Consider the following 24,564-nt stretch of genomic DNA (forward strand, 5'->3'; position numbering starts at 1 on the left):
TTATTAAGAGGAAAACACAATGGAAGCATTAGGAATGATTGAAACCCGGGGCCTGGTTGCGCTTATTGAGGCTTCTGACGCAATGGTTAAAGCCGCACGCGTGAAGCTGGTTGGCGTGAAGCAGATCGGTGGCGGCCTGTGTACTGCCATGGTGCGTGGCGATGTGGCGGCGTGTAAAGCCGCGACGGATGCCGGTGCCGCAGCGGCGCAGCGCATTGGCGAGCTGGTCTCGGTACACGTTATTCCGCGTCCGCATGGCGATCTGGAAGAAGTGTTCCCGATCAGCTTTAAAGGCGACAGCAGCAACCTGTAACGACCCCATGTGACGTCACGCGCTGGCGTCACGTTCTCTCCTTTTTAAATGGCCCTCTGCGGAGGGCAGGGGAGGGTTTTACCTGAAATATGCCACGGAGGCGGATATGAAACTGGCAATCGTCACAGGACAAATTGTTTGTACCGTCCGCCATCAGGGACTGGCGCACGACAAATTGCTGATGGTGGAAATGATTAACGCCGACGGCAGGCCTGACGGGCAGTGCGCTGTCGCCATCGACAATATTGGCGCAGGACCTGGCGAATGGGTACTGCTGGTGAGCGGCAGTTCTGCCCGCCAGGCGCATGCACGTGAATCATCCCCCGTCGACCTGTGCGTGATTGGCATAGTCGATGAAGTGGTCGCCGATGGTCAGGTGATCTTCCACAAGTAGGACAGAAAATCATGAATCAACAGGATATTGAACAGGTCATCAAAGCGGTACTGCTGAAAATGAAAGACAGCAGCCAGCCGGCCAGCGCCGTTCATGAAATGGGCGTCTTTGCCTCTCTTGATGATGCCGTCGCGGCAGCAAAAGTAGCCCAGCGGGAGCTGAAAAGCGTGGCCATGCGCCAGCTTGCTATTCATGCCATTCGCGAGGCAGGTGAAAAACACGCCAGAGAATTAGCGGAGCTTGCCGTCACTGAAACCGGCATGGGACGCGTAGAAGATAAGTTTGCCAAAAACGTGGCGCAGGCGCGCGGTACGCCGGGCGTGGAGTGCCTCTCCCCGCAGGTGCTGACCGGCGATAACGGCCTGACGCTGATTGAAAATGCACCGTGGGGCGTGGTGGCCTCGGTGACGCCGTCAACCAACCCGGCGGCGACGGTGATTAATAACGCTATCAGCCTGATAGCCGCGGGCAACAGCGTGGTGTTTGCGCCGCATCCGGCGGCGAAAGGGGTTTCTCAGCGGGCGATTATGCTGCTCAACCATGCGGTGATTGCCGCAGGCGGCCCGGCGAACCTGCTGGTTACCGTGGCGAACCCGGATATCGAAACTGCCCAGCGGCTGTTTAAGTACCCCGGAATCGGCCTGCTGGTGGTGACCGGCGGCGAAGCGGTGGTGGATTCCGCGCGCAAACATACCAATAAACGCCTGATTGCCGCAGGTGCGGGTAACCCGCCGGTAGTGGTTGATGAGACCGCCGACCTGGCGCGCGCCGCGCAGTCCATCGTCAAAGGCGCGTCGTTTGATAACAACATCATCTGCGCCGACGAGAAGGTGCTGATCGTGGTTGATAGCGTCGCCGACGAACTGATGCGCCTGATGGAGGGCGAGCATGCGGTGAAACTAACCGCCGCCCAGGCCGAGCAGCTCCAGCCGGTGCTGCTGAAGAATATTGATGAGCGCGGCAAAGGCACTGTCAGCCGTGATTGGGTCGGCCGCGACGCGGGCAAGATTGCTGCGGCCATCGGCCTGAACGTCCCGGATCAAACGCGCCTGCTGTTTGTTGAAACCTCTGCCAACCATCCGTTCGCGGTGACCGAACTGATGATGCCGGTGCTTCCTGTCGTACGCGTTGCCAACGTTGAAGAAGCCATTGCGCTGGCGGTCCAGCTTGAGGGCGGCTGCCACCACACCGCGGCAATGCACTCGCGCAATATCGACAATATGAACCAGATGGCGAATGCCATTGATACCAGTATTTTCGTCAAAAACGGTCCGTGCATTGCTGGTCTCGGACTGGGCGGTGAAGGCTGGACCACCATGACCATCACCACGCCAACCGGGGAAGGGGTGACCAGCGCGCGCACCTTTGTTCGCCTGCGTCGCTGCGTGCTGGTGGATGCGTTTCGCATTGTATAAGGGATAACGCATGGCGCACGACGAACAACTTTGGCTCACCCCCAGACTGCAAAAAGCGGCTGCTTTGTGTAATCAGACGCCTGCCGCCAGTGAATCACCGCTGTGGCTGGGCGTGGATTTAGGCACCTGCGACGTGGTGTCGATGGTGGTCGACGGCAACGCGCAGCCGGTGGCGGTGTGCCTTGACTGGGCCGACGTCGTGCGTGATGGCATCGTCTGGGATTTCTTTGGCGCCGTCACCATCGTGCGTCGCCATCTTGATGCGCTCGAAAGGCAGCTTGGCTGCCGCTTTACCCACGCGGCGACCTCGTTTCCACCGGGCACCGATCCGCGCATTTCGATCAACGTGCTGGAGTCCGCCGGGCTGGAAGTTAGCCATGTGCTGGATGAGCCGACCGCGGTGGCGGATCTTTTACAGCTCGATAACGCCGGGGTGGTGGATATCGGCGGCGGCACCACCGGGATCGCCATCGTTAAGCAGGGAGAAGTGACTTACTCCGCCGATGAAGCGACCGGTGGTCATCATATCTCCCTGACGCTCGCCGGAAACCGCCGCATCCCGTTGGAAGAGGCGGAGCAGTACAAGCGCAGCAACGCCCAGGAGATCTGGCCGGTAGTGAAACCGGTGTACGAAAAAATGGCGGAAATCGTTGCTCACCATATTAAAGGGCAAGGAATTGCTGATTTATGGCTGGCGGGCGGCTCTTGTATGCAGCCGGGCGTGGACGCGCTATTTCGCAAGCGCTTCCCGGAACTACAGGTGCATTTGCCGCAGCACAGCCTGTTTATGACCCCGCTGGCGATAGCCAACAGCGGGAGAGAGAAAGCGGAGGGAATCTATGCAAGCTGAACTGCAGACGGCGCTCTTTCAGGCATTCGATACCCTGAATCTGCAACGGGTGAAAACCTTCAGCGTACCGCCGGTGACGCTGTGCGGCCTGGGCGCGCTCAGCGCCTGCGGGCAGGAAGCGCAAGCAAGGGGCGTAAGCCATCTGTTTGTGATGGTCGACAGCTTCCTGCATCAGGCGGGAATGACCGCCGGGCTTGAGCGCAGCCTGGCGATGAAAGGCGTGGCGATGACGGTCTGGCCGTGCCCGCCGGGCGAGCCGTGCATTACCGACGTCTGCGCGGCGGTGGCTCAACTGCGCGAATCACAGTGCGACGGCGTGGTGGCCTTTGGCGGCGGTTCGGTGCTGGACGCGGCGAAAGCGGTGGCGCTGCTGGTCACCAACCCTGACCAGACGCTGAGCGCCATGACGGAAACCAGCGTACTGCGTCCGCGTCTGCCGCTGATCGCGGTGCCGACTACAGCCGGAACCGGTTCAGAGACCACCAACGTGACGGTGATTATTGATGCGGTCAGCGGGCGTAAGCAGGTGCTGGCGCATGCTTCTCTGATGCCGGACGTGGCGATTCTTGACGCTGCGCTGACTGAAGGTGTTCCTCCTCACGTGACAGCGATGACCGGTATCGATGCGCTGACTCACGCCATAGAAGCTTACAGCGCGCTCAACGCCACGCCGTTCACCGACAGTCTGGCGATTGGCGCGGTGGCGATGATTGGCCAGACGCTGCCGAAGGCGGTGGGCTACGGTCACGATCTGGCCGCGCGCGAAAGCATGTTGCTGGCTTCCTGTATGGCGGGGATGGCTTTTTCCAGCGCCGGGCTGGGCTTATGTCATGCGATGGCGCATCAGCCTGGCGCAGCGCTGCACATTCCGCATGGCCAGGCCAACGCCATGCTGCTGCCGACGGTGATGGAGTTTAACCGCATGGTGCGCCGCGAACGGTTTAGTCAAATCGGCCGGGCGTTGACCGGCAAGAAAACCGATGACCGCGAGGCTATCGCCGCCGTGCGCGAGCTTACCGCCGAAGTGGGCCTGAGCAAACGGCTTTCGGATGCCGGAGCGTTACCTGAACACTTCAGCGCATGGGCGCAGGCGGCGCTGGGGGACATTTGTTTGCGTACTAACCCGCGAACCGCCAACCAGGAGCAGATTATCCAGCTGTATACGGCGGCGCAATGATGCGATTTCCCGGAGTACAGGATTGCGGTGACCCCGTAGCCCGGTCAGCGAAGCGCCACCGGGAATGATGCGGGCTGGAGGGTTATCCCGGAGGCGGCGCGTAGCGCCTGTCCGGGCTACAACACCGGCATATCACTCAAGAGTTCCAGGTGTTCACAGTATCTACAAATCATAAATGACAGGGAGTAAGGGCTATGGGAATTAACGAAATCATCATGTACATCATGATGTTCTTTATGCTGATTGCCGCCGTGGACAGGATCCTGTCGCAGTTCGGCGGTTCGGCGCGCTTCCTCGGCAAGTTTGGTAAAAGTATCGAGGGATCCGGCGGACAGTTCGAAGAAGGCTTTATGGCGATGGGGGCGCTGGGCCTGGCGATGGTCGGGATGACCGCGCTGGCGCCGGTTCTGGCACACCTGCTCGGTCCGGTGATTATTCCGTTATATGAAATGCTCGGCGCCAACCCGTCGATGTTCGCCGGGACGCTGCTGGCCTGTGATATGGGTGGCTTCTTCCTCGCCAAAGAGCTGGCGGGGGGCGATATTGCGGCATGGATGTACTCCGGCCTGATTCTGGGTTCCATGATGGGACCAACCATTGTGTTCTCCATTCCGGTCGCGCTCGGCATTATCGAACCCTCCGATCGGCGCTATCTGGCGCTGGGCGTACTGGCAGGGATCGTGACGATTCCGATCGGCTGTATTGCGGGTGGCTTGATTGCGATGTACTCCGGTGTTGAGGTTAACGGCCAGCCGGTAGAGTTCACCTTCGCGCTGATCCTGATGAACATGATCCCGGTGCTGATTGTCGCTGTGCTGGTGGCGCTGGGATTGAAGTTTATTCCTGAAAAAATGATCAACGGCTTCCAGATCTTCGCCAAGTTTCTGGTGGCGCTGATCACTATCGGTCTGGCGGCAGCGGTGATCAAGTTCCTCCTCGGTTGGGAGCTCATCCCTGGGCTTGATCCGATCTTTATGGCCCCCGGCGACCAACCTGGTGAGGTGATGCGCGCCATCGAAGTGATTGGTTCCATCTCCTGCGTACTGCTCGGTGCCTATCCAATGGTATTGCTGCTGACCCGTTGGTTTGAAAAACCGCTGATGCGCGTCGGCAGTTTGCTAAAAGTTAACAATATCGCCGCTGCCGGTATGGTCGCGACGCTGGCCAACAATATCCCGATGTTCGGCATGATGAAGCAGATGGATACTCGCGGCAAAGTGATCAACTGCGCGTTCTCCGTCTCCGCTGCCTTTGCGCTGGGCGACCACTTAGGTTTCGCCGCCGCCAATATGAACGCCATGATCTTCCCGATGATTGTCGGCAAGCTGATCGGCGGCGTGACGGCAATCGGCGTGGCGATGATGCTGGTACCGAAAGATGAAAACGTTTCTGCACCAGCAGAAACCGAAGCGGAGGCGCAATCGTGAAGACTCGCCAGCTGCTGAGCGTCGGTATCGATATCGGCACCACCACCACTCAGGTGATCTTCTCCCGCCTTGAGCTGGTGAACCGTGCGGCAGTGTCGCAGGTGCCGCGCTACGAATTTATCAAACGCGAAATTAGCTGGCAAAGCCCGGTCTTCTTTACCCCTGTTGATAAGCAGGGCGGTCTGAAAGAGAACGAACTTAAGGCGTTGATTCTGGCCCAGTATCAAGCTGCAGGTATTGCCCCCGAATCGGTGGACTCCGGGGCAATCATCATCACCGGAGAAAGCGCGAAAACCCGCAACGCTCGTCCGGCAGTGATGGCGCTGTCGCAGTCGCTGGGAGACTTTGTGGTGGCCAGCGCCGGTCCGCATCTGGAGTCGGTGATTGCCGGTCACGGCGCCGGGGCGCAAACCCTGTCGGAACAGCGTCTTTGTCGGGTACTGAACATCGACATCGGCGGCGGCACCTCGAACTATGCCCTGTTCGAGGCCGGAAAAGTCAGCGGTACTGCCTGCCTGAACGTCGGCGGCCGTCTGCTGGAAACCGACGGTCAGGGGCGCGTGGTCCATGCCCATCAGCCGGGCCAGATGATTGTCGATGAGGTTTTTGGCCCCGGCGCCGATGCGCTGGCGCTGACTGCCGGGCAACTGGCGCAGGTGGCTCATCGCATGGCGGAACTGATTGTCGAGGTTATCGACGGCACACTCTCTCCACTGGCGCAAAAGCTAATGCAAACCAGCTTACTGCCCGCAGGGGTTAAGCCTGAGGTGATTACCCTTTCCGGCGGAGTGGGCGAGTGCTACCGCAACCAGCCCGCCGATCCGTTCTGTTTTTCTGATATTGGACCACTGTTGGCGACGGCGCTGCACGACCATCCGCGCCTGCGCGAAATGAACGTGCAGTTCCCGGCGCAAACCGTGCGCGCCACGGTGATTGGCGCGGGGGCGCACACGCTCTCGCTTTCCGGCAGCACTATCTGGCTGGAGGGGGTTGCGTTGCCACTGCGTAATCTGCCGGTGGCAATCCCACAGGAAGAATCCTGCCTGCTGGATGCCTGGGAGCAGGCGCTGATGCAGCTCGATCTTGATCCTAAAACGGATGCTTACGTGCTGGCGCTTCCCGCATCGCTTCCGGTGCGCTACGCCGCATTACTCATGGTTATTGACGCGCTTGTCGCCTTTATCGCGCGTTTTCCCAATCCGCATCCCCTGCTGGTGGTAGCCGAGCAGGATTTTGGCAAAGCGCTGGGCATGCTGCTGCGCCCGCAGTTACAACAACTCCCGCTGGCGGTCATCGATGAGGTGAGCGTCCGGGCGGGGGACTATATCGACATTGGTACGCCTCTTTTTGGCGGATCGGTTGTGCCGGTGACGGTGAAATCACTCGCATTTCCTTCCTGAGGGAACGACTTATGAAACTAAAGACCACATTGTTCGGCAATGTTTATCAGTTTAAGGATGTAAAAGAGGTGCTGGCTAAAGCCAACGAACTGCGTTCGGGGGATGTGCTGGCGGGCGTGGCGGCGGAGAGTTCGCAGCAGCGCGTGGCGGCGAAGCAGGTGCTGTCCGATATGACGGTCGCCGATATTCGTAATAACCCGGTGATCCCTTACGAGGAGGACTGTGTGACGCGCCTGATTCAGGACGACGTCAACGAAACCGCCTATAACCGTATTAAGAACTGGACCATTAGCGACCTGCGCGAATACGTGCTGAATGATGAAGTCAGCAGCGACGATATCGCGTTTGTGCGCAAAGGACTGACCTCCGAAGTGGTGGCGGCGGTGGCGAAGATCTGTTCCAACGCTGACCTGATCTACGGTGCGAAGAAAATGCCGGTGATCAAAAAAGCCAACACCACCATCGGCCTTCCGGGGACCTTTAGCTGCCGCCTGCAGCCGAACGATACCCGTGACGATGTGCAGAGTATTGCCGCGCAAATCTACGAAGGTCTCTCCTTCGGCGCGGGCGATGCGGTGATCGGCGTTAACCCGGTGACCGATGACGTGGAGAACCTGACCCGCGTATTAGATACCGTTTACGGCGTTATCGACAAATTCAATATCCCGACTCAGGGCTGCGTACTGGCGCACGTTACCACGCAAATTGAAGCGATACGCCGCGGCGCGCCGGGGGGACTTATCTTCCAGAGCATCTGCGGCAGTGAAAAGGGGTTAAAAGAGTTCGGCGTGGAGCTGGCGATGCTCGACGAAGCGCGGGCGGTGGGTGCTGAGTTCAATCGCATCGCCGGGGAAAACTGCTTGTACTTTGAAACCGGGCAGGGCTCGGCGCTGTCGGCTGGCGCGAACTTTGGTGCCGATCAGGTGACGATGGAAGCGCGCAACTACGGTCTGGCGCGGCACTACGATCCGTTCCTCGTCAACACCGTGGTGGGCTTTATCGGGCCGGAGTATCTCTACAACGACAGGCAGATTATCCGCGCCGGTCTGGAAGATCACTTTATGGGCAAGCTCAGCGGCATCTCAATGGGCTGCGACTGCTGCTACACCAACCATGCTGACGCCGATCAGAACCTCAACGAAAACCTGATGATTCTGCTCGCCAGCGCGGGCTGTAACTACATCATGGGCATGCCGCTCGGCGACGACATCATGCTCAACTATCAGACCACTGCGTTTCACGATACCGCTACCGTCCGCCAGCTGCTGAATTTACGGCCATCGCCGGAGTTCGAACGCTGGCTGGAAAGCATGGGCATTATGGCAAACGGTCGTCTGACCAAACGGGCGGGCGATCCGTCACTGTTCTTTTGATGACGCGGGGATGACACATGATGGATCAAAAGCAGATTGAAGAAATTGTACGTGGCGTGATGGCGTCAATGGGACAACAGCAAACGGCCGCGGCAGAGCCGCAGGCGCCGGTAGCGAAATGTTCCAGCCAGTGTGACATCACGGCAGAGAGCTGCGCGCTGGATTTAGGCTCAGCAGAGGCGAAAGGCTGGATTGGCGTACAGCAGCCGCATCGTGCGGAAGTGCTGGCTGAACTGAAGCGCAGTACGGCGGCGCGCGTGTGTACCGGTCGTGCCGGTCCGCGCCCGCGCACCCTTGCGCTGCTGCGCTTCCTCGCCGACCACTCGCGTTCTAAAGATACGGTGCTGAAAGAGGTGCCGGAAGCGTGGGTGAAAACCCAGGGCCTGCTGGAGGTGCGCTCCGAGATTAGCGACAAGAACCTCTATTTGACGCGCCCTGATATGGGCCGTCGCCTGAGTCCGGAAGCGGTTGACGCGCTGAAGTCGCAGTGCGTAATGAGCCCGGATGTGCAGGTGGTGGTTTCTGATGGCCTCTCCACGGATGCGATTACCGTCAACTATGAAGAGATCCTGCCGCCGCTGCTCTCAGGGTTGAAACAGGCCGGGCTGAAGGTGGGTACGCCGTTCTTCGTTCGCTACGGACGCGTCAAAATCGAAGATCAGATTGGCGAAATCCTCGGCGCGAAGGTGGTGATTCTGCTGGTAGGCGAACGTCCTGGGCTGGGGCAGTCGGAAAGCCTCTCCTGCTACGCCGTGTATTCACCGCGCGTAGCGACTACCGTCGAAGCGGATCGTACCTGTATTTCGAATATTCACCAGGGCGGTACGCCGCCGGTAGAAGCCGCCGCGGTGATTGTCGATTTGGCCAAACGCATGCTGGAGCAGAAGGCTTCCGGCATCAACATGACTCGTTAAGGAGGCATCATGCCTGCATTAGATTTAATTCGCCCTTCGGTGACGGCCATGCGCGTGATTGCTTCGGTGAATGACGGTTTTGCCCGTGAACTTAAATTACCGCCACATATACGTAGCCTCGGACTCATCACGGCAGATTCTGATGATGTGACCTATATTGCCGCTGACGAAGCGACAAAACAGGCGATGGTGGAAGTGGTCTATGGCCGCTCCCTCTACGCCGGCGCGGCTCACGGCCCGTCGCCAACCGCAGGCGAGGTGCTGATTATGCTGGGTGGTCCAAACCCGGCGGAAGTTCGCGCCGGTCTGGATGCGATGGTGGCACATATTGAAAATGGGGCGGCGTTCCAGTGGGCTAATGACGCGGAAGATACGGCGTTTCTGGCGCACGTGGTTTCGCGTACCGGCTCGTATCTCTCGTCGACTTCAGGCATCGCGCTGGGGGATCCGATCGCGTATCTGGTCGCTCCGCCGCTGGAAGCCACTTTTGGTATTGATGCTGCCATGAAATCGGCCGATGTCCAGCTGGTGACCTACGTGCCGCCGCCGTCGGAAACCAACTATTCTGCTGCGTTTTTGACGGGAAGCCAGGCCGCCTGTAAAGCCGCCTGCAACGCCTTTACCGATGCCGTTCTGGATATTGCCCGTCATCCAATCCAGCGCGCGTAAGGGGGTTGTGATGATCAACGCCCTGGGATTACTGGAAGTGGACGGCATGGTTGCCGCCGTTGACGCGGCGGATGCCATGCTGAAGGCGGCCAACGTGCGCTTGCTCAGCCATCAGGTCCTCGACCCCGGCAGGCTGACGCTGGTGGTGGAAGGCGACCTGGCGGCGTGCCGGGCGGCGCTGGATGCCGGAAGCGCTGCGGCCGAGCGTACGGGGCGAGTTATTAGCCGTCGGGAGATTGGCCGCCCTGAAGAGGATACCCAGCGGCTGATTGGCGGTTTTCAGCGGCAGCCGCAGCCGCAAGCGCCTGAGCCGCCTGCAGAATCGGAATCAGCAGCAGCCTTGCTGGCGCTGCTGGCATCGGTTCGTCAGGGAATGACGGCAGGGGAGGTGGCAGCGCATTTCGGCTGGTCGCTTGAGGAAGCCAGAAAGGCGCTGGAGCAGCTCTTTTCTGCCGGAGCGTTGCGTAAACGCAGTAGTCGCTATCGCTTAAAAAATTAACTTGTCGGAGGTGCCGGGAACGCGAAAGGGCTCCCGGCTCAAAAGATCATGAAAAAGAAAAAAACGGCAAACCTGCACCATCTTTATCATGAAGCATTACCCGAAGACGTTAAGCTGACGCCGATGGTGGAGGTGGATAACGTCCACCAGCGGCGTACCACCGATGTTTATGAACATGCCCTGACGATTACCGCCTGGCAGCAGATTTACGATCAGCTTCATCCGGGAAAATTCCACGGTGAATTCACCGAAATTCTGCTCGATGATATTCAGGTTTTTCGCGAATATACTGGCCTGGCGCTGCGTCAATCCTGCCTGGTATGGCCTAACTCTTTTTGGTTCGGTATTCCGGCAACCCGCGGCGAGCAGGGGTTTATTGGCTCACAGTGTATTGGCAGCGCGGAAATCGCTACCCGACCCGGCGGTACGGAGTTTGAACTCAGTACGCCGGATGATTACACCATTCTTGGGGTGGTTATCTCGGAAGATGTGATTTCCCGCCAGGCCGGCTTCCTGCATCATCCGGAAAGAGTGCTGCATATGTTGCGTAACCAGTCGGCGCTGGAGGTGAAAGAGCAGCACAAAGCGGCGCTATGGGGCTTCGTGCAGCAGGCGCTGGCAACGTTTAGCGAGAACCCGGAAAACCTCCATCAACCCGCAGTACGCAAAGTGTTGGGCGATAATCTACTGCTGGCGATGGGGGCGATGCTGGAAGAGGCGCAGCCGATGGTTACCGCCGAGAGCATCAGCCATCAAAGCTATCGACGACTACTCTCCCGGGCGCGGGAGTATGTGCTGGAGAATATGTCGGAGCCGCTGACCGTTCTTGACTTATGTAATCAGCTGCATGTTAGCCGCCGCACGCTGCAAAACGCTTTTCACGCCATTCTGGGTATTGGCCCGAACGCGTGGCTGAAGCGCATTCGGCTCAACGCGGTGCGTCGGGAACTTATTAGTCCGTGGTCGCAAAGCGCGACGGTCAAAGATGCCGCTATGCAGTGGGGATTCTGGCATCTGGGGCAGTTTGCCACCGATTATCAACAGCTATTCGCTGAGAAACCGTCGCTAACGCTGCATCAGCGAATGCGGCAGTGGGCGTAATGAGTGGAGCGCCGGATGGCGGCGCTTTGCGTCTAATCCAGTCTGAGGAAGCGTGCGTTTACAGCCAGTCGCGTACCTGAATAAATTCGCTTAGCGCCGCCTCCGGGCTGCCCGCTTCCGGCTGGTAGTCATATTCCCAGCGCACCAGCGGCGGCATCGACATCAGGATGGATTCGGTGCGCCCGCCGGTTTGCAGGCCGAACAGGGTGCCGCGGTCCCATACCAGGTTGAACTCCACGTAGCGCCCGCGGCGGTAGAGCTGAAAATCACGCTCGCGCTCGCCCCAGGCTATCTCTTTACGTCGCTTGACGATCGGCAAATAAGCCTCGGTGTAGCCGTTACCGACCGCCTGCATAAAGCTGAAACAGCGATCGAAGTTCGGTGTGTTCAAATCGTCGAAAAACAGCCCGCCGATACCGCGCTGCTCGTTACGATGCTTGAGGAAGAAGTAGTCGTCGCACCATTTTTTGTAGCGCGGATAAACCTCTTCGCCGAAGGGCTGGCATAAATCGCGGGCGGTCCGATGCCAGTGAACGGCATCTTCTTCAAAGCCGTAATAGGGGGTTAAATCAAAGCCGCCGCCGAACCACCATACCGGATCGGCGCCCGGTTTTTCGGCGATAAAAAAGCGCACGTTGGCGTGGCTGGTGGGGATATACGGGCTGCGCGGATGCACGACCAGCGATACCCCCATCGCTTCAAAGCTGCGGCCCGCCAGTTCAGGGCGATGAGCAGTGGCGGAAGCCGGCATTGCCTCGCCGTGCACATGAGAAAAGTTAACCCCAGCTTGCTCAAAGATACCGCCATCGCGCAGTACCCGGCTACGCCCACCGCCGCCGCCTTCTCGCTGCCAGCTATCTTCGACAAAAGCGCTGCCGTCAACGGCGCTGAGTTTTTGGCAAATCGCGTCCTGTAGCTGAAGAAGGAAAGCTTTTACCTGGTGCGCGTCGGGTTTCATTAACGTCTCTTCGAGTGGGCTTTCTGGTTATCGAACCAGTGGAAATAACTAATAATGCCGTTGGCAATCGCCGTGGCGATTTTCTGTCGGAACGCGGTGGTGCCCAGCAGCTTTTCTTCGTTCGGATTAGTAATGAACGAAGTCTCCACCAGCACCGACGGAATTGATGGCGATTTCAGCACCACGAACGCCGCCTGTTCGGTATTACGGCTGTGTAGCTTATGCACCGGCTTTATCTTTTTCAGGATATGCGAGCCGAGCGTCAGGCTGTTTTTGATGGTATCAGTTTGTACCAGGTCAAACAGCACTTGCTGTAATAGGTGGTCTTTATCCGTCGCTTTCTTGCCGGCCACTTCATCCGCGCGGTTTTCACGGTCAGAGAGATACTTCGCCATGGCGCTACTGGCGCCGCGGTTGGAGAGCGCGAAAACGGAAGCTCCGGCAGCGCTCGGGTTGGTAAAGCCGTCGGCGTGAATCGACATGAAGAGATCGGCACCGTGCTGATGGGCTATCTCCACGCGGTCGTATAGCGGAATAAAGGTATCACCGCTGCGCGTAAGGCGTGCATCGATGCCGTTGCTGCGCAAAATGCTGCGCACGTTTTTGGCGATCGCCAGCACGACGTGCTTCTCTTTTGAACCGTTATGGCCGATAGCGCCGGTATCAATACCGCCATGGCCCGGGTCGAGCATCACGATGCGTTTAGCGCCCTTTTTCTTTGCTGCGGGTTTGCTGTGCCCATTGGATGTTTTCAATGGTTGTTGTTCTTTCGCGCTGGCCTGTGAGGCGATCCCTGAAAGCGTGATTGCTGCCAGCCCGGCTTTCAGCACCTGGCGGCGCGAAGCAAGTATTTTTAATGGTTTAAAAGTGCTCATTCGGCCTGAATTGCAAACAAGTGGTAACCAATGTTATATCGTATCGTGTTTTCTGATACGACCATTCAAAATAAGAATTGTTTTACTTTTCATTTCAATACATGACAAAGTCACATTATGCCATTTTTTGCGGCTCATTGCGCCTGATATTGGCTATCGGGCGTAATCGCGCCATAATCACTGTTTTTAACCGTCAATGGTGGGCAATACCATGGAGATACGCGTTTTTCGCCAGCAAGATTTCGAAGAGGTCATTACCCTGTGGGAGCGCTGCGATCTCCTGCGGCCATGGAACGATCCGGAAATGGATATTGAACGTAAGCTGAACCATGATGCCAGCCTGTTTCTGGTTGCCGAGGTCAATGGGGAAGTGGTTGGCACGGTGATGGGCGGCTACGATGGTCATCGCGGGTCTGCTTATTATCTTGGCGTGCACCCTGAATATCGCGGTCGAGGTATTGCTAATGCGCTGCTTAATCGGCTGGAGAAAAAGCTGATAGCTCGCGGCTGCCCGAAAATTAATATTATGGTACGCGAAGATAATGACGTGGTTCAGGGAATGTATGAACGCCTGGGCTATGAGCATTCTGACGTGCTGTGCCTTGGCAAACGCTTAATTGAAGATGAAGAATACTGAGTTTATCCCCTCCGATTTTGATACCCATGGTCGCCTGCGTTTGCCGTTTCTATTTTGGTGCGTGCTGCTGTTGCAGGCGCGGACGTGGGTACTATTTCTGATGGCCGGGGCGTCGCGGCAGCAGGGTGATGCGCTGCTGAATCTGTTTTATCCCGATCACGATAATTTTTGGCTGGGGCTGCTGCCCGGCATTCCGGCGGTGCTGGCGTTTGTTTTCAGCGGGCATCGTCAGCGATTCCCCCGGCTCTGGCCCATAATGCGTTGGCTGCTGGTGCTCTCTCAGATATTGCTGCTGGTCTGGCAGCCGCTGTTATGGATGAGCGGTGAATCGCCATCGGCAGTGACAATCTCCCTGCTGGTGGCAGATCTCTACGCGCTCTGGTGGTTGTTAAGCAGCCGTCGGCTGAAAGCCTGTTTTCGCCAGGAGCAGCTTTAAGGGCACTTTTTGCCGATCGCGTACTCCAACTTGCGTTGAATTAATCAGAAAGGACTAAGTCATGAAATCGCTACGTTTATTTCTCTGCGCGCTACCGCTGGCTTTAACCGGCTGCTCGACGATGAGTTCGGTTAACTGGTCGGCGGCATATCCGTGGAACTGGTTTGGTTCCTCAACGGAAGTCACCGAGCGGGGCGTAGGCAACCTGACGGCAGCCACGCCGCTGAGCGAGCAGGCTATCAGCGATGCGCTTGGCAGCAGCTACCGCCTGCGCAGCGGTATGAAAACGGCTAACGGCAATATTGTGCGCTACTTTGAAGCGTTAAAAGATGACAAGGTTGCCCTGACCATCAACGGCGAGAGCGGTACGATTAGCCGTATCGACGTGCGCGACAGCAATATTAAAGCCGCCAGCGGCGTGAAAATTGGCACTCCGTTTAGCGACATCTACAGCAAAGCATTTGGTCACTGTCAGAAAGGCACTCACGACAACGGTGCGGTAGTGGAGTGTAAGGCCGAGGGAAGCCAGCATATTAGCTATGCATTTACCGGAAACTGGAGCGGCCCTGAAGAGTTAATGCCTTCCGATGACACGCTGAAAAACTGGACGGTGAGCAAGATTATCTGGCGTCGCTAATTTGATCTGAAGTGATTCGACGTCCTGAAAAAGCGGGTACAATAGCGCCTTAAAAAGGTCACAGCGTTGTGGCTGTATTATTTCAGGAGGAGCGATGTCTCAGGTTCAGAGCGGCATTTTGCCGGAACATTGCCGTGCGGCGATTTGGATTGAAGCGAATGTTAAAGGCGACGTCGACGCACTGCGCGAAGCCAGCAAGGTTTTTGCCGATAAGTTAGCCACGTTTGAGGCGACATATCCGGATGCTAAACTGGGGGCGGTTGTCGCTTTTGGTCATAACGTCTGGCGTCAACTGAGCGGCGGCGTAGGGGCCGAAGAGTTAAAAGACTTCCCGGTTTACGGTAAAGGTCTGGCGCCGTCCACCCAGTATGATTTGCTGATCCATATTTTGTCCGCGCAGCATGAGGTGAATTTCTCTGTTGCCCAGGCAGCAATGGCTGCATTCGGTAGCATCATTGACGTTAAAGAAGAAATTCACGGTTTCCGCTGGATTGAAGAGCGCGATCTGAGCGGCTTCGTCGATGGTACTGAAAACCCGGCGGGTGAAGAGACGCGTCGTGACGTCGCGGTTATTAAAGATGGCGTTGATGCAGGCGGCAGCTATGTCTTCGTTCAGCGCTGGGAGCATAACCTCAAGCAGCTTAATCGCATGAGCATCCCTGACCAGGAAATGATGATTGGCCGCACCAAAGAGGCCAATGAAGAGATTGACGGCGACGATCGTCCGGAGACCTCTCACCTGAGCCGCGTCGATCTGAAAGAAGACGGTAAAGGGCTGAAAATCGTGCGTCAGAGCCTGCCGTACGGCACCGCCAGCGGTACTCATGGCCTCTACTTCTGCGCCTACTGCGCGCGCCTGTACAATATCGAGCAGCAGCTGCTGAGCATGTTCGGCGATACCGACGGTAAGCGCGATGCGATGCTGCGTTTCACTAAACCGGTGACCGGTGGATACTACTTCGCACCGTCGCTGGACAGGCTGCAGGCGCTGTAAACTTTTCCCCTCACCCTAACCCTCTCCCCACAGGGGAGAGGGGACTGACCGGCGTAGTCTGTGAGTGCTGTGTCGCAGGGGACCGATTGGCGGTTGTTGCCGAGCTTGAGCGCGGATTGCCTTTCTCCCTCTCCCTTAGGGAGAGGGCCGGGGTGAGGGTATTGGCGACTCAAGCGCCTCAAGTATCCTCTCCATCACCGCCTCCTCATCATGTTCAAACTCATTATTCCAGAAACGTAAAACTCGCCATCCCTGACCCTGCAACCAGCGGGTGCGACGGGCATCGTAGAGGCTCCTTTCATCGTGTTGGCCGCCATTCAGCTCAATCGCCAGGCGTACTGCGCAGCAGGCAAAATCGAGGATATAGGGGCCTATGGGATGCTGGCGGCGAAATTTGTAGCAAGCAAAGCGCCGGTTACGCAGCAAATACCATAGTCTACGTTCCTGGAGCGTTAAGCTGCGCCTGAGCTGGCGAGCGAATAATTGCGCGTTTTTCATCCACACACCATGCCTGCTTATCAGCCGGTTGTCTGAATCTCATCCCGATTCTGGAAGCACGATTCAGAAAAGCTTTGCCATTCTCTTATTCTCTTTTCGACTTCCAAATCGCCAAACGGTATATAAAACCGTTACTCCTTTCATAGCCGTTATAAATATGATGATCACCAGAAAATCATCAAATTGATAAGGGTGCGCAATGGCCGTTAATTCACTGAAAAAAGGATATCTGGCGCTGGCTGCTTCTGTGCTGCTGGTTGCGCAGGCTCAGGCGACGGAACTGTTGAACAGTTCCTACGATGTTTCCCGCGAGCTGTTTGCCGCCCTTAACCCACCGTTTGAACAGCAGTGGGCAAAAGATAACGGCGGCGACAAGCTGACGATAAAACAATCTCATGCCGGGTCATCAAAACAGGCGCTGGCGATTCTGCAAGGTCTGAAGGCCGACGTTGTCACTTACAATCAGGTGACCGACGTACAGATTCTGCACGATAAAGGCAAATTGATCCCCGCCGACTGGCAAAGCCGTCTGCCGAATAATAGTTCGCCGTTTTATTCCACGATGGGATTCCTGGTGCGCAAGGGCAACCCAAAAAATATCCACGACTGGAACGATCTGGTGCGCTCCGATGTGAAACTGATTTTCCCGAACCCGAAAACCTCAGGTAACGCCCGTTACACCTATCTGGCTGCGTGGGGGGCCGCGGACAAAGCTGATGGCGGTGATAAAGCGAAAACCGAGCAGTTCATGACCCAGTTTCTGAAGAACGTCGAAGTGTTCGATACCGGTGGTCGCGGTGCAACCACCACCTTTGCCGAACGCGGACTTGGCGATGTGCTGATTAGCTTCGAATCGGAAGTGAATAACATCCGCAAACAGTATGAAGAGCAGGGGTTCGAGGTCGTTGTTCCTAAAACCAATATTCTTGCTGAGTTCCCGGTGGCCTGGGTGGATAAAAACGTACAGGCCAATGGAACGGAGAAAGCAGCTAAAGCCTATCTGAACTGGCTCTACAGCCCGCAGGCGCAGACGATCATCACCGACTATTACTATCGTGTGAACAACCCGAAAGTGATGGATTCGTTAAAAGATAAATTCCCGCAGACCGAACTGTTCCGCGTGGAAGATCAATTTGGCTCCTGGCCGGAAGTGATGAAAACCCACTTTGCCAGCGGCGGCGAGCTGGACAAACTGTTGGCGGCGGGGCGTAAGTAATGTTTGCTGTTGCATCAAAGCGCGTGCTGCCGGGCTTTACCCTGAGCCTCGGTACCAGCCTGCTGTTTGTTTGCTTGATTCTGCTTTTACCGCTGAGCGCTCTGGTGATGCAGCTTGCACAAATGACCTGGGGTCAGTACTGGGATGTGATTACTAACCCTCAGGTCGTGGCGGCTTATAAAGTTACCCTGCTGTCGGCTTTCGTGGCGTCAATTTTTAACGGTGTATTCGGCCTGTTGATGGCGTGGATCCTTACGCGCTATCGCTTTCCGGGCCGTACGCTGCTGGATGCGCTGATGGATCTACCGTTTGCGCTACCGACCGCGGTGGCAGGCCTGACGCTGGCGTCGCTGTTTTCCGTCAACGGCTTTTACGGCGAGTGGCTGGCGAAGTTCGATATCAAAGTGACCTATACCTGGCTGGGTATCGCGGTAGCCATGGCCTTTACCAGCATTCCGTTTGTGGTGCGTACGGTCCAGCCGGTGCTTGAAGAACTGGGTCCGGAGTATGAAGAGGCCGCTGAAACCCTGGGGGCGACTCGTCTGCAGAGCTTTCGCAAAGTGGTGCTGCCGGAGCTGTCTCCGGCGCTGCTGGCTGGCGTCGCGCTGTCGTTTACCCGCAGCCTGGGCGAGTTTGGCGCGGTAATTTTCATCGCCGGCAACATCGCGTGGAAAACGGAAGTGACCTCGCTGATGATTTTTATTCGTTTGCAGGAGTTTGATTACCCTGCCGCCAGCGCGATTGCTTCGGTGATCCTTGCGGCTTCGCTGTTGCTGCTGTTCTCCATCAATACCTTGCAGAGTCGCTTTGGTCGACGCGTGGTAGGTCACTAATGGCGGAAGTTACTCAATTGAAGCGTTATGACGCCCCCCGTATTAACTGGGGAAAGTGGTTTCTGATTGGTACCGGAATGCTGGTTTCTGCCTTCATTCTGATTGTGCCGATGGTCTATATCTTCGTGCAGGCGTTTAGCAAAGGCCTGATGCCGGTGCTGCAAAACCTTGCCGATCCGGACATGCTGCATGCTATCTGGCTGACGGTGATGATTGCTTTGATTACCGTGCCGGTAAACCTGGTGTTCGGTGTGCTGCTTGCCTGGCTGGTGACGCGCTTTACTTTTCCGGGCCGCCAGCTGCTGCTGACGCTGCTGGATATTCCGTTTGCCGTCTCGCCGGTGGTGGCGGGGCTGGTTTATTTGCTGTTTTACGGTTCTAACGGCCCGCTGGGCGGTTGGCTCGATGAGCACAACCTGCAGATCATGTTCGCCTGGCCAGGTATGGTGCTGGCGACCATCTTTGTGACCTGTCCGTTTGTGGTTCGCGAGCTGGTGCCGGTGATGATGAGTCAGGGTAGCCATGAAGATGAGGCGGCGATTTTGCTCGGCGCTTCGGGCTGGCAGATGTTCCGTCGCGTTACCTTGCCAAACATCCGCTGGGCACTGCTTTACGGCGTGGTGCTGACTAACGCTCGCGCCATTGGCGAATTCGGCGCCGTGTCGGTAGTTTCCGGCTCGATTCGCGGCGAAACCTTATCGCTGCCGCTGCAAATTGAATTACTGGAGCAGGACTACAATACCGTCGGTTCGTTTACCGCCGCGGCTCTGCTGACGTTAATGGCTATTTTGACCTTGTTTTTGAAGAGTATGGTGCAATGGCGTTTGGCCAATCAGGAAAAACGCGCGCAACTGGAGGGAAATCATGAGCATTGAGATTGCCAATATTAAGAAGTCTTTTGGTCGCACCCAGGTGCTGAATGATATCTCACTGGATATCCCCTCCGGACAGATGGTCGCGTTGCTGGGGCCGTCAGGCTCCGGGAAAACCACGCTACTGCGTATTATCGCCGGGCTGGAGAATCAGTCCAGCGGGCATATCCGTTTTCACGGTACCGACGTGAGCCGCGTGCATGCGCGCGATCGCAAAGTTGGATTCGTGTTCCAGCACTATGCGCTGTTTCGCCATATGACGGTGTTCGATAATATCGCTTTTGGCCTGACGGTGCTGCCGCGTCGTGAGCGGCCAAATGCCGCAGGAATTAAAGCGAAAGTCACCAAACTGCTGGAAATGGTGCAGCTGGCGCATCTGGCCGATCGCTATCCGGCCCAGCTCTCCGGCGGGCAAAAGCAGCGCGTGGCCTTGGCCCGAGCGCTGGCGGTTGAGCCGCAAATTTTGCTGCTGGATGAGCCTTTCGGCGCGCTGGATGCTCAGGTACGTAAAGAGCTGCGGCGCTGGCTGCGTCAACTGCATGAAGAGCTGAAGTTTACCAGCGTATTTGTGACCCACGATCAGGAAGAGGCCACCGAAGTGGCGGATCGCGTGGTAGTGATGAGCCAGGGCAATATCGAACAGGCCGATGCGCCTGACCTGGTGTGGCGTGAGCCTGCCACCCGCTTTGTGCTGGAGTTTATGGGCGAAGTTAACCGCCTGAAAGGCACCATTCGCGGCGGTCAGTTCCACGTCGGCGCGCATCGCTGGCCGTTGGGCTATACCCCTGCATACCAGGGGCCGGTCGATCTGTTCCTGCGTCCGTGGGAAGTGGATATCAGCCGTCGCACCAGTCTTGATTCGCCGCTGCCGGTACAGGTACTTGAAGCCAGCCCCAAAGGCCACTACACCCAATTAGTTGTTCAACCCCTTGGGTGGTATGACGAACCGCTAACCGTGGTTCTACAGGGCGAAGATGCGCCGTATCGTGGGGAACGCTTGTTTGTCGGTCTGCAGAACGCGCGTCTGTATAACGGCACCGAGCGTATTGAGCCGCGCGAGGAGCTTGCTCTGGCCGAATCGGCCTGATAGCTTAATCCGCAAGTTTATCGCCGTTTACGCAACGGCAGGATTTGGTAGCCCGGGTAAGACGCGATGCGTCGCCATCCGGGGACGTTTGCAGGCCGGGTAAACTCTCCCGGCCTTTTTATTGGGCAAAAAACGTGAATACATTAGAACAAACAATTGGCAATACGCCTCTGGTGAAATTACAACGCCTTGCACCTGACAACGGCAGCGAAATCTGGGTCAAGCTGGAAGGGAACAACCCGGCCGGTTCGGTAAAGGATCGCGCCGCGCTGTCGATGATTGTCGAAGCGGAAAAACGCGGAGAGATTAAACCTGGCGATGTGCTGATTGAAGCGACCAGCGGCAATACCGGTATCGCGCTGGCGATGATTGCCGCGCTTAAAGGCTACCAGATGAAGCTGCTGATGCCGGATAATATGAGCCAGGAGCGTCGTGCCGCTATGCGCGCCTACGGCGCTGAGCTGATTCTGGTGACCAAAGAGCAGGGCATGGAAGGGGCGCGCGATCTGGCGCTGGAAATGGCCCAACGCGGGGAAGGTAAGCTGCTGGATCAGTTCAATAATCCGGATAACCCTTACGCGCACTATACCACTACCGGGCCGGAAATCTGGCAGCAGACTGACGGACGCATTACCCATTTTGTCTCCAGTATGGGCACTACCGGAACTATTACCGGCGTTTCACGCTTTCTGCGCGAGCAGGATAAAACGGTAAGCATTGTCGGGCTACAGCCGGAAGAAGGAAGCAGCATTCCGGGGATTCGCCGCTGGCCTGCCGAATATATGCCGGGGATCTTTAACGCGCAGCTGGTGGATGCGGTGCTGGATATTCATCAGCAGGATGCAGAAAAGACCATGCGGATGCTGGCGGTGCAGGAGGGGATTTTCTGCGGCGTCAGTTCAGGCGGTGCGGTAGCTGGCGCGTTACGCATTGCTCGAGAAAATCCTGGTGCGGTGGTGGTGGCGATCGTCTGCGATCGCGGCGATCGCTACCTCTCTACCGGCGTTTTTGGCGAAGAGCACTTTGCCCAGGGTGCGGGAATTTAAACCTCGGGAACGTCAAGCAGGTCAGTACCGTAGGAGTTATCTACGGTACATAGCCAGCGCTCACCCTGCAGGTGAAAGACATAGGTTGCGCGCCGCGTGACCTGTGTTATCCCGCCTTCCGCAGTGGGGATGTCCAGTCGGGTTTCCATAATCACCAGCGCATTGCCGCCGCCTTCAATAATCTCCATTTTCCCCTGCGTCACCACCAGCCGGTGCTGAAAATAATCGGCGATGGCGATAAACGCTTTGCGGATATTTTCTTTACCCCTGACCACCATGCCCGGTTTGACGACCAGCGCGGCGTCTTCGGCGTAATATTCCATCAGGCTATCGTAATCCTCCTGAGAGATGGCGCGATCGCAGGCTTCAATGACGGCTTTTAGCTGTGGGTTGGGATTGTGCATCTCTGATGGCCCTTTTTGTGAACTATTGACTTTCCGCCACGACCGTTTTATCAGTCTCGGCGATCAGCGCGTGCAGGTAGGGCTGCGCGTTTTCATCACTTTTTCCCGGGATCCTGACGATATAGGGCTTGCCGGTGATCGACGATGATGATGCCACCTTATCAATAAATTGCTCGGCAGTATTGATGCGATTGCGAGTATTGCCTAATTTTAGCCGCAGGTGTGAGACTGCTTCCTCGCAGGTATGGGCATCACCGTTGCGCACGAAGATCAGATCTTTCTTTTGCGCCAGGGCGTCAAGCATCGCGTTAATGCGGGCTTCTTGATAAGCGTTGATTTTGGCAAAAGCGGGAAGTGTTAGAAGTAATGCCATCACTGCGCAGAGAATGTTCTTCATCTTGAGTCCCTTCCATAGTGGTTTGTTCGCGATAAAGTTTACTCTTTTCGCAGTGAGGGGGTTTAGCTTTAAGAAAAACGGCCGTTTATGGTTGCTTTTTCGTCAGTTTGTCGAGGAATGTCCACAGCTTTTCATTCATCTCACGATAATCCCAGGCACGCATCTCCTGTTCGCTACGGATGAAGCGTCTACCTTTGGCAGCGCTAAGCTCTGGCTTCGAATGCGCGATCAGCAGTTCAATGACGTCAGCATCAAACTCCATATGACACTGGAAGCCATATACTCTGTCGCTATATTTGACAATTTGCCGTGGACAACCTTCACTGGAGGCCATCACGATCGCCTCCGGCGTCAGCCCCGGCATGTCGTTATGCCAGTGGCCTACGACCAGCGACGGGCCAAAATGGGCAAGTTTGTCATCATGCAGGCCTGCTGTGGTTAACGTTATCGGGTAGTGACCGATCTCTTTTTTCGGGCTTTGCATAACTGCTGCGCCCAGCGCTTCACCGATAAGCTGCGAGCCGAGACAAATACCAATAACAATCCGTCCAGCGGCAATGGCCTGCGCAATCAAACGCTGCTCGGCGTGGGTATCAAAATATGGGCATTCAGCTAACGTTGTGCGCGGCGATTGCGGGCCGCCCAGCACAACCAGCATATCAAAGGCATCAGCGTTTTCCGGCAGCGTATCCCCCGCGTAAACGCGTGACCAACTGGTATCATGACCGCGCTCCTGCGCCCAATGCAGATAAGCTCCCGGCGCTTCAAAGACTTCATGGACGATAAAGTGGATCTGCATAGCGTTAACTCCTGTTAGTGTTGATGTAATATCTGACATAAGTCATTGGCGAGTTTATTAATTTCATCATCGCTCAGCGTCGCAATCGACAGTCGTAGCCCGTGCGATGGCGCGCGAATGCCGAACGTTTCACCTTCACGAACCAGCCAACCGGCATGCGCCAGGCGCAGCGCTGCCTGCTGGCTCGGTTCTTGCAGCGGGAACCAAAAATTAAGACCATCTCCTGGCGTCAGATGAGTGATACCGCACCTGGCGAGCGCGGCAATCAGCTTTTCATGCTGCTGCCGATAGTGGCGTCGACTCTCCGCCAGGGATGTCATAAAGGTGTTGTCGTTCAGGCAGGCAAGCACCAGATCCTGCAACAGATGGCTGACCCATTGGCTACCGGAATTAAGCCTGAGGCGTAGCGCAGTTGACGTGTCAGCGTCGCTGGCGACGATGGCCAGGCGCATATCCGGCCCCAAAGTTTTCGATAGCGAGCGCACCAGCGCCCAGCGTTGAGTTTCTGCTGGAAGCGGAGAGAACCAGGGCGTGGCGGAGAGCAGGGCGAAATGGTCATCAATAATCACCAGCACCTGCGGATAGCGGGCCAGTATTTCACGTATCGCCCGGGCGCGGGATTCGCTGAGGCTGCAGCCGGTCGGATTATGCGCTCGGGGAGTTATAATGACCGCACGGGCACCGCTGCGTAGCGCTTCCTCAAGGGCCTCTGGCTCCATGCCTTCACCATCGACCGGTACTGGCGAAGGATTAAAACCGGCATAGCGCAGCATGTTGATGCTGCTGAGAAAGCAGGGGTCTTCAATGGCCACGCTATCGCCTGGCAGCAGTAGGGCGCACAGCAGGCGCTCCAGCGCATCGATAGCGCCGCTGGCAAGATTAATTTCGGCATCGATGCCCAGATCGTTGTTTACCCAGGTATGGGCCCAGGCGGCGAGCTTCGGTTCAACTGCCGCATCGCCGTACAGACGAGGAGCTATGGCGATGGCGCTGAGGTAGTTCCTGAGGTCTGCCAGGCGGCTGGGGTCGGGGTTACCGCTGGAAATATCTTTCAGTGGCGAAGAAGGATCGCCCCCTTCAAGCGCGGGGAGAGTATTATGCGTCTTGATGGCGGTACCATTACGCCCCTGGCTAATGGCCAGACCGGAGGTCACTAGTCGCTTATAGGCGGCAGCGACGGTATTGCGGTTAACCGACAGCTCGCCAGCCAGCTCGCGCACCGGCGGCAAAACAGCGCCAGGTTTCAGTACGCCGCTTTGTACCAGATGGCGGATATTATCGAAGATCTCACTGGCAGTTTTTCCAACAATCATTATTGACCTATGACAAAATGAATTTTAGCA

At 56.9% G+C, this 24,564-nt stretch carries 28 protein-coding genes; 21 read left to right on the forward strand and 7 right to left on the reverse strand.

Going from position 1 to position 24,564, the window contains the following annotated elements; genetic code table 11:
- The first annotated feature begins 19 nt into the window (after positions 1 to 19).
- The 12 genes from eutM (at position 20) to eutR (ending at position 11,532) form a co-directional block, all read left to right on the forward strand.
- Positions 20 to 313, forward strand: coding sequence for an ethanolamine utilization microcompartment protein EutM (gene eutM / locus FN082_RS15740; protein ID WP_110272172.1), 294 nt, complete (start codon positions 20 to 22; stop codon positions 311 to 313).
- Positions 314 to 419: 106 nt separating this feature from the next.
- Positions 420 to 707, forward strand: coding sequence for an ethanolamine utilization microcompartment protein EutN (gene eutN, locus FN082_RS15745; RefSeq protein WP_139536724.1), 288 nt, complete (start codon positions 420 to 422; stop codon positions 705 to 707).
- Positions 708 to 718: 11 nt separating this feature from the next.
- Entirely contained in the window at positions 719 to 2,122 is a 1,404-nt protein-coding gene (locus tag FN082_RS15750) for an aldehyde dehydrogenase family protein (RefSeq protein WP_142981902.1), read from the forward strand.
- A 10-nt stretch (positions 2,123 to 2,132) separates the two neighbouring features.
- Positions 2,133 to 2,972, forward strand: coding sequence for an ethanolamine utilization protein EutJ (gene eutJ / locus FN082_RS15755; protein ID WP_139536722.1), 840 nt, complete (start codon positions 2,133 to 2,135; stop codon positions 2,970 to 2,972).
- Complete coding sequence (gene eutG / locus FN082_RS15760) at positions 2,962 to 4,149, forward strand: ethanolamine utilization ethanol dehydrogenase EutG (protein WP_142981903.1); 1,188 nt, start codon at positions 2,962 to 2,964, stop codon at positions 4,147 to 4,149. Before eutJ ends, eutG begins: the two co-directional genes overlap by 11 nt.
- Positions 4,150 to 4,343: 194 nt before the next feature.
- On the forward strand, positions 4,344 to 5,576 hold the full coding sequence (gene eutH / locus FN082_RS15765) for an ethanolamine utilization protein EutH (protein ID WP_139536720.1): 1,233 nt from the start codon (positions 4,344 to 4,346) through the stop codon (positions 5,574 to 5,576).
- Positions 5,573 to 6,976, forward strand: coding sequence for an ethanolamine ammonia-lyase reactivating factor EutA (eutA, locus tag FN082_RS15770; protein WP_142981904.1), 1,404 nt, complete (start codon positions 5,573 to 5,575; stop codon positions 6,974 to 6,976). The genes eutH and eutA overlap by 4 nt, the downstream gene beginning before the upstream one ends.
- An 11-nt stretch (positions 6,977 to 6,987) precedes the next feature.
- Entirely contained in the window at positions 6,988 to 8,349 is a 1,362-nt protein-coding gene (gene eutB / locus FN082_RS15775) for an ethanolamine ammonia-lyase subunit alpha (protein WP_139536718.1), read from the forward strand.
- A gap of 20 nt (positions 8,350 to 8,369) precedes the next feature.
- Entirely contained in the window at positions 8,370 to 9,263 is an 894-nt protein-coding gene (gene eutC, locus FN082_RS15780) for an ethanolamine ammonia-lyase subunit EutC (protein WP_142982030.1), read from the forward strand.
- Positions 9,264 to 9,272: 9 nt separating this feature from the next.
- Positions 9,273 to 9,932 (forward strand): ethanolamine utilization microcompartment protein EutL, encoded by a 660-nt coding sequence (eutL, locus tag FN082_RS15785; RefSeq protein ID WP_004123400.1) that lies wholly within the window; start codon positions 9,273 to 9,275, stop codon positions 9,930 to 9,932.
- Between the two features lie 10 nt (positions 9,933 to 9,942).
- Entirely contained in the window at positions 9,943 to 10,431 is a 489-nt protein-coding gene (eutK, locus tag FN082_RS15790; protein WP_139536717.1) for an ethanolamine utilization microcompartment protein EutK, read from the forward strand.
- Between the two features lie 48 nt (positions 10,432 to 10,479).
- Positions 10,480 to 11,532, forward strand: coding sequence for an HTH-type transcriptional regulator EutR (eutR, locus tag FN082_RS15795; protein ID WP_139536716.1), 1,053 nt, complete (start codon positions 10,480 to 10,482; stop codon positions 11,530 to 11,532).
- Between the two features lie 58 nt (positions 11,533 to 11,590).
- Here eutR and hemF read toward each other — a convergent pair whose 3' ends face one another.
- Both hemF and amiA read right to left on the reverse strand, forming a co-directional pair.
- Complete coding sequence (gene hemF / locus FN082_RS15800) at positions 11,591 to 12,490, reverse strand: oxygen-dependent coproporphyrinogen oxidase (RefSeq protein ID WP_139536715.1); 900 nt, start codon at positions 12,488 to 12,490, stop codon at positions 11,591 to 11,593.
- Positions 12,490 to 13,365 carry an N-acetylmuramoyl-L-alanine amidase AmiA gene (gene amiA / locus FN082_RS15805; RefSeq protein WP_139536714.1) on the reverse strand — a complete coding sequence of 292 codons (876 nt, stop codon included), beginning with the start codon at positions 13,363 to 13,365 and terminating at the stop codon, positions 12,490 to 12,492. The genes hemF and amiA overlap by 1 nt, the downstream gene beginning before the upstream one ends.
- A 211-nt stretch (positions 13,366 to 13,576) precedes the next feature.
- Here amiA and FN082_RS15810 point away from each other — a divergent pair, with 211 nt between their 5' ends.
- The 4 genes from FN082_RS15810 (at position 13,577) to FN082_RS15825 (ending at position 16,069) form a co-directional block, all read left to right on the forward strand.
- A complete protein-coding gene (locus FN082_RS15810) occupies positions 13,577 to 14,002 on the forward strand; it encodes a GNAT family acetyltransferase (RefSeq protein WP_004853033.1) in 426 nt (141 codons plus the stop codon).
- Positions 13,989 to 14,438 carry a DUF2919 domain-containing protein gene (locus tag FN082_RS15815; RefSeq protein ID WP_139536713.1) on the forward strand — a complete coding sequence of 150 codons (450 nt, stop codon included), beginning with the start codon at positions 13,989 to 13,991 and terminating at the stop codon, positions 14,436 to 14,438. Before FN082_RS15810 ends, FN082_RS15815 begins: the two co-directional genes overlap by 14 nt.
- A gap of 61 nt (positions 14,439 to 14,499) precedes the next feature.
- The gene (locus tag FN082_RS15820) at positions 14,500 to 15,075 is read left to right on the forward strand and encodes an RpoE-regulated lipoprotein (RefSeq protein ID WP_142462677.1); all 576 of its coding nucleotides are present in this window, start codon (positions 14,500 to 14,502) and stop codon (positions 15,073 to 15,075) included.
- 94 nt (positions 15,076 to 15,169) lie between these two features.
- Positions 15,170 to 16,069 carry a Dyp-type peroxidase gene (locus tag FN082_RS15825; protein WP_142981905.1) on the forward strand — a complete coding sequence of 300 codons (900 nt, stop codon included), beginning with the start codon at positions 15,170 to 15,172 and terminating at the stop codon, positions 16,067 to 16,069.
- A 135-nt stretch (positions 16,070 to 16,204) separates the two neighbouring features.
- Here the strand turns inward: FN082_RS15825 and FN082_RS15830 are convergent, their stop codons facing one another.
- Positions 16,205 to 16,567, reverse strand: a complete 363-nt coding sequence (locus FN082_RS15830) for an endonuclease domain-containing protein (RefSeq protein ID WP_142981906.1) — start codon at positions 16,565 to 16,567, stop codon at positions 16,205 to 16,207.
- Positions 16,568 to 16,766: 199 nt separating this feature from the next.
- Here FN082_RS15830 and cysP point away from each other — a divergent pair, with 199 nt between their 5' ends.
- From cysP to cysM, 5 genes are all read left to right on the forward strand, one after another.
- Positions 16,767 to 17,783 carry a thiosulfate/sulfate ABC transporter substrate-binding protein CysP gene (cysP, locus tag FN082_RS15835; protein WP_139536709.1) on the forward strand — a complete coding sequence of 339 codons (1,017 nt, stop codon included), beginning with the start codon at positions 16,767 to 16,769 and terminating at the stop codon, positions 17,781 to 17,783.
- Positions 17,783 to 18,616 carry a sulfate/thiosulfate ABC transporter permease CysT gene (cysT, locus tag FN082_RS15840; protein WP_139536708.1) on the forward strand — a complete coding sequence of 278 codons (834 nt, stop codon included), beginning with the start codon at positions 17,783 to 17,785 and terminating at the stop codon, positions 18,614 to 18,616. Before cysP ends, cysT begins: the two co-directional genes overlap by 1 nt.
- A complete protein-coding gene (cysW, locus tag FN082_RS15845) occupies positions 18,616 to 19,491 on the forward strand; it encodes a sulfate/thiosulfate ABC transporter permease CysW (RefSeq protein ID WP_142462673.1) in 876 nt (291 codons plus the stop codon). The genes cysT and cysW overlap by 1 nt, the downstream gene beginning before the upstream one ends.
- Positions 19,481 to 20,575, forward strand: a complete 1,095-nt coding sequence (gene cysA, locus FN082_RS15850) for a sulfate/thiosulfate ABC transporter ATP-binding protein CysA (protein ID WP_139536706.1) — start codon at positions 19,481 to 19,483, stop codon at positions 20,573 to 20,575. The genes cysW and cysA overlap by 11 nt, the downstream gene beginning before the upstream one ends.
- A gap of 134 nt (positions 20,576 to 20,709) precedes the next feature.
- Positions 20,710 to 21,621: a cysteine synthase CysM gene (gene cysM, locus FN082_RS15855; protein WP_139536705.1), complete on the forward strand. Its 912-nt coding sequence runs from the start codon at positions 20,710 to 20,712 to the stop codon at positions 21,619 to 21,621.
- On the opposite strand, the gene FN082_RS15860 is transcribed toward cysM, so the two are convergent.
- From FN082_RS15860 to ptsJ, 4 genes are all read right to left on the reverse strand, one after another.
- Positions 21,618 to 22,025 carry a YybH family protein gene (locus tag FN082_RS15860; protein WP_142981907.1) on the reverse strand — a complete coding sequence of 136 codons (408 nt, stop codon included), beginning with the start codon at positions 22,023 to 22,025 and terminating at the stop codon, positions 21,618 to 21,620. The two genes, cysM and FN082_RS15860, sit on opposite strands and share 4 nt — an antisense overlap.
- A gap of 22 nt (positions 22,026 to 22,047) precedes the next feature.
- Positions 22,048 to 22,422 (reverse strand): YfeK family protein, encoded by a 375-nt coding sequence (locus FN082_RS15865; protein ID WP_139536703.1) that lies wholly within the window; start codon positions 22,420 to 22,422, stop codon positions 22,048 to 22,050.
- An 85-nt stretch (positions 22,423 to 22,507) separates the two neighbouring features.
- The gene (locus FN082_RS15870) at positions 22,508 to 23,221 is read right to left on the reverse strand and encodes a type 1 glutamine amidotransferase (protein WP_142981908.1); all 714 of its coding nucleotides are present in this window, start codon (positions 23,219 to 23,221) and stop codon (positions 22,508 to 22,510) included.
- Positions 23,222 to 23,235: 14 nt separating this feature from the next.
- On the reverse strand, positions 23,236 to 24,534 hold the full coding sequence (ptsJ, locus tag FN082_RS15875; RefSeq protein ID WP_142981909.1) for a MocR-like B6 salvage transcription factor PtsJ: 1,299 nt from the start codon (positions 24,532 to 24,534) through the stop codon (positions 23,236 to 23,238).
- Positions 24,535 to 24,564 lie beyond the last annotated feature (30 nt).

Source organism: Klebsiella spallanzanii, assembly GCF_902158555.1.
In the GTDB taxonomy this organism is placed as follows: Bacteria; Pseudomonadota; Gammaproteobacteria; order Enterobacterales; family Enterobacteriaceae; genus Klebsiella; species Klebsiella spallanzanii.

Coding starts and splice junctions, on each gene's coding strand:
- eutM (WP_110272172.1), top strand. CDS start 20: ATGGAAGCATTAGGAATGATTGAAACCCGGGGCCTGGTTGCGCTTATT.
- eutN (WP_139536724.1), top strand. CDS start 420: ATGAAACTGGCAATCGTCACAGGACAAATTGTTTGTACCGTCCGCCAT.
- FN082_RS15750 (WP_142981902.1), top strand. CDS start 719: ATGAATCAACAGGATATTGAACAGGTCATCAAAGCGGTACTGCTGAAA.
- eutJ (WP_139536722.1), top strand. CDS start 2,133: ATGGCGCACGACGAACAACTTTGGCTCACCCCCAGACTGCAAAAAGCG.
- eutG (WP_142981903.1), top strand. CDS start 2,962: ATGCAAGCTGAACTGCAGACGGCGCTCTTTCAGGCATTCGATACCCTG.
- eutH (WP_139536720.1), top strand. CDS start 4,344: ATGGGAATTAACGAAATCATCATGTACATCATGATGTTCTTTATGCTG.
- eutB (WP_139536718.1), top strand. CDS start 6,988: ATGAAACTAAAGACCACATTGTTCGGCAATGTTTATCAGTTTAAGGAT.
- eutC (WP_142982030.1), top strand. CDS start 8,370: ATGGATCAAAAGCAGATTGAAGAAATTGTACGTGGCGTGATGGCGTCA.
- eutL (WP_004123400.1), top strand. CDS start 9,273: ATGCCTGCATTAGATTTAATTCGCCCTTCGGTGACGGCCATGCGCGTG.
- eutK (WP_139536717.1), top strand. CDS start 9,943: ATGATCAACGCCCTGGGATTACTGGAAGTGGACGGCATGGTTGCCGCC.
- eutR (WP_139536716.1), top strand. CDS start 10,480: ATGAAAAAGAAAAAAACGGCAAACCTGCACCATCTTTATCATGAAGCA.
- hemF (WP_139536715.1), bottom strand. CDS start 12,490: ATGAAACCCGACGCGCACCAGGTAAAAGCTTTCCTTCTTCAGCTACAG.
- amiA (WP_139536714.1), bottom strand. CDS start 13,365: ATGAGCACTTTTAAACCATTAAAAATACTTGCTTCGCGCCGCCAGGTG.
- FN082_RS15810 (WP_004853033.1), top strand. CDS start 13,577: ATGGAGATACGCGTTTTTCGCCAGCAAGATTTCGAAGAGGTCATTACC.
- FN082_RS15815 (WP_139536713.1), top strand. CDS start 13,989: ATGAAGAATACTGAGTTTATCCCCTCCGATTTTGATACCCATGGTCGC.
- FN082_RS15820 (WP_142462677.1), top strand. CDS start 14,500: ATGAAATCGCTACGTTTATTTCTCTGCGCGCTACCGCTGGCTTTAACC.
- FN082_RS15825 (WP_142981905.1), top strand. CDS start 15,170: ATGTCTCAGGTTCAGAGCGGCATTTTGCCGGAACATTGCCGTGCGGCG.
- FN082_RS15830 (WP_142981906.1), bottom strand. CDS start 16,567: ATGAAAAACGCGCAATTATTCGCTCGCCAGCTCAGGCGCAGCTTAACG.
- cysP (WP_139536709.1), top strand. CDS start 16,767: ATGGCCGTTAATTCACTGAAAAAAGGATATCTGGCGCTGGCTGCTTCT.
- cysT (WP_139536708.1), top strand. CDS start 17,783: ATGTTTGCTGTTGCATCAAAGCGCGTGCTGCCGGGCTTTACCCTGAGC.
- cysW (WP_142462673.1), top strand. CDS start 18,616: ATGGCGGAAGTTACTCAATTGAAGCGTTATGACGCCCCCCGTATTAAC.
- cysA (WP_139536706.1), top strand. CDS start 19,481: ATGAGCATTGAGATTGCCAATATTAAGAAGTCTTTTGGTCGCACCCAG.
- FN082_RS15860 (WP_142981907.1), bottom strand. CDS start 22,025: ATGCACAATCCCAACCCACAGCTAAAAGCCGTCATTGAAGCCTGCGAT.
- FN082_RS15865 (WP_139536703.1), bottom strand. CDS start 22,422: ATGAAGAACATTCTCTGCGCAGTGATGGCATTACTTCTAACACTTCCC.
- FN082_RS15870 (WP_142981908.1), bottom strand. CDS start 23,221: ATGCAGATCCACTTTATCGTCCATGAAGTCTTTGAAGCGCCGGGAGCT.
- ptsJ (WP_142981909.1), bottom strand. CDS start 24,534: ATGATTGTTGGAAAAACTGCCAGTGAGATCTTCGATAATATCCGCCAT.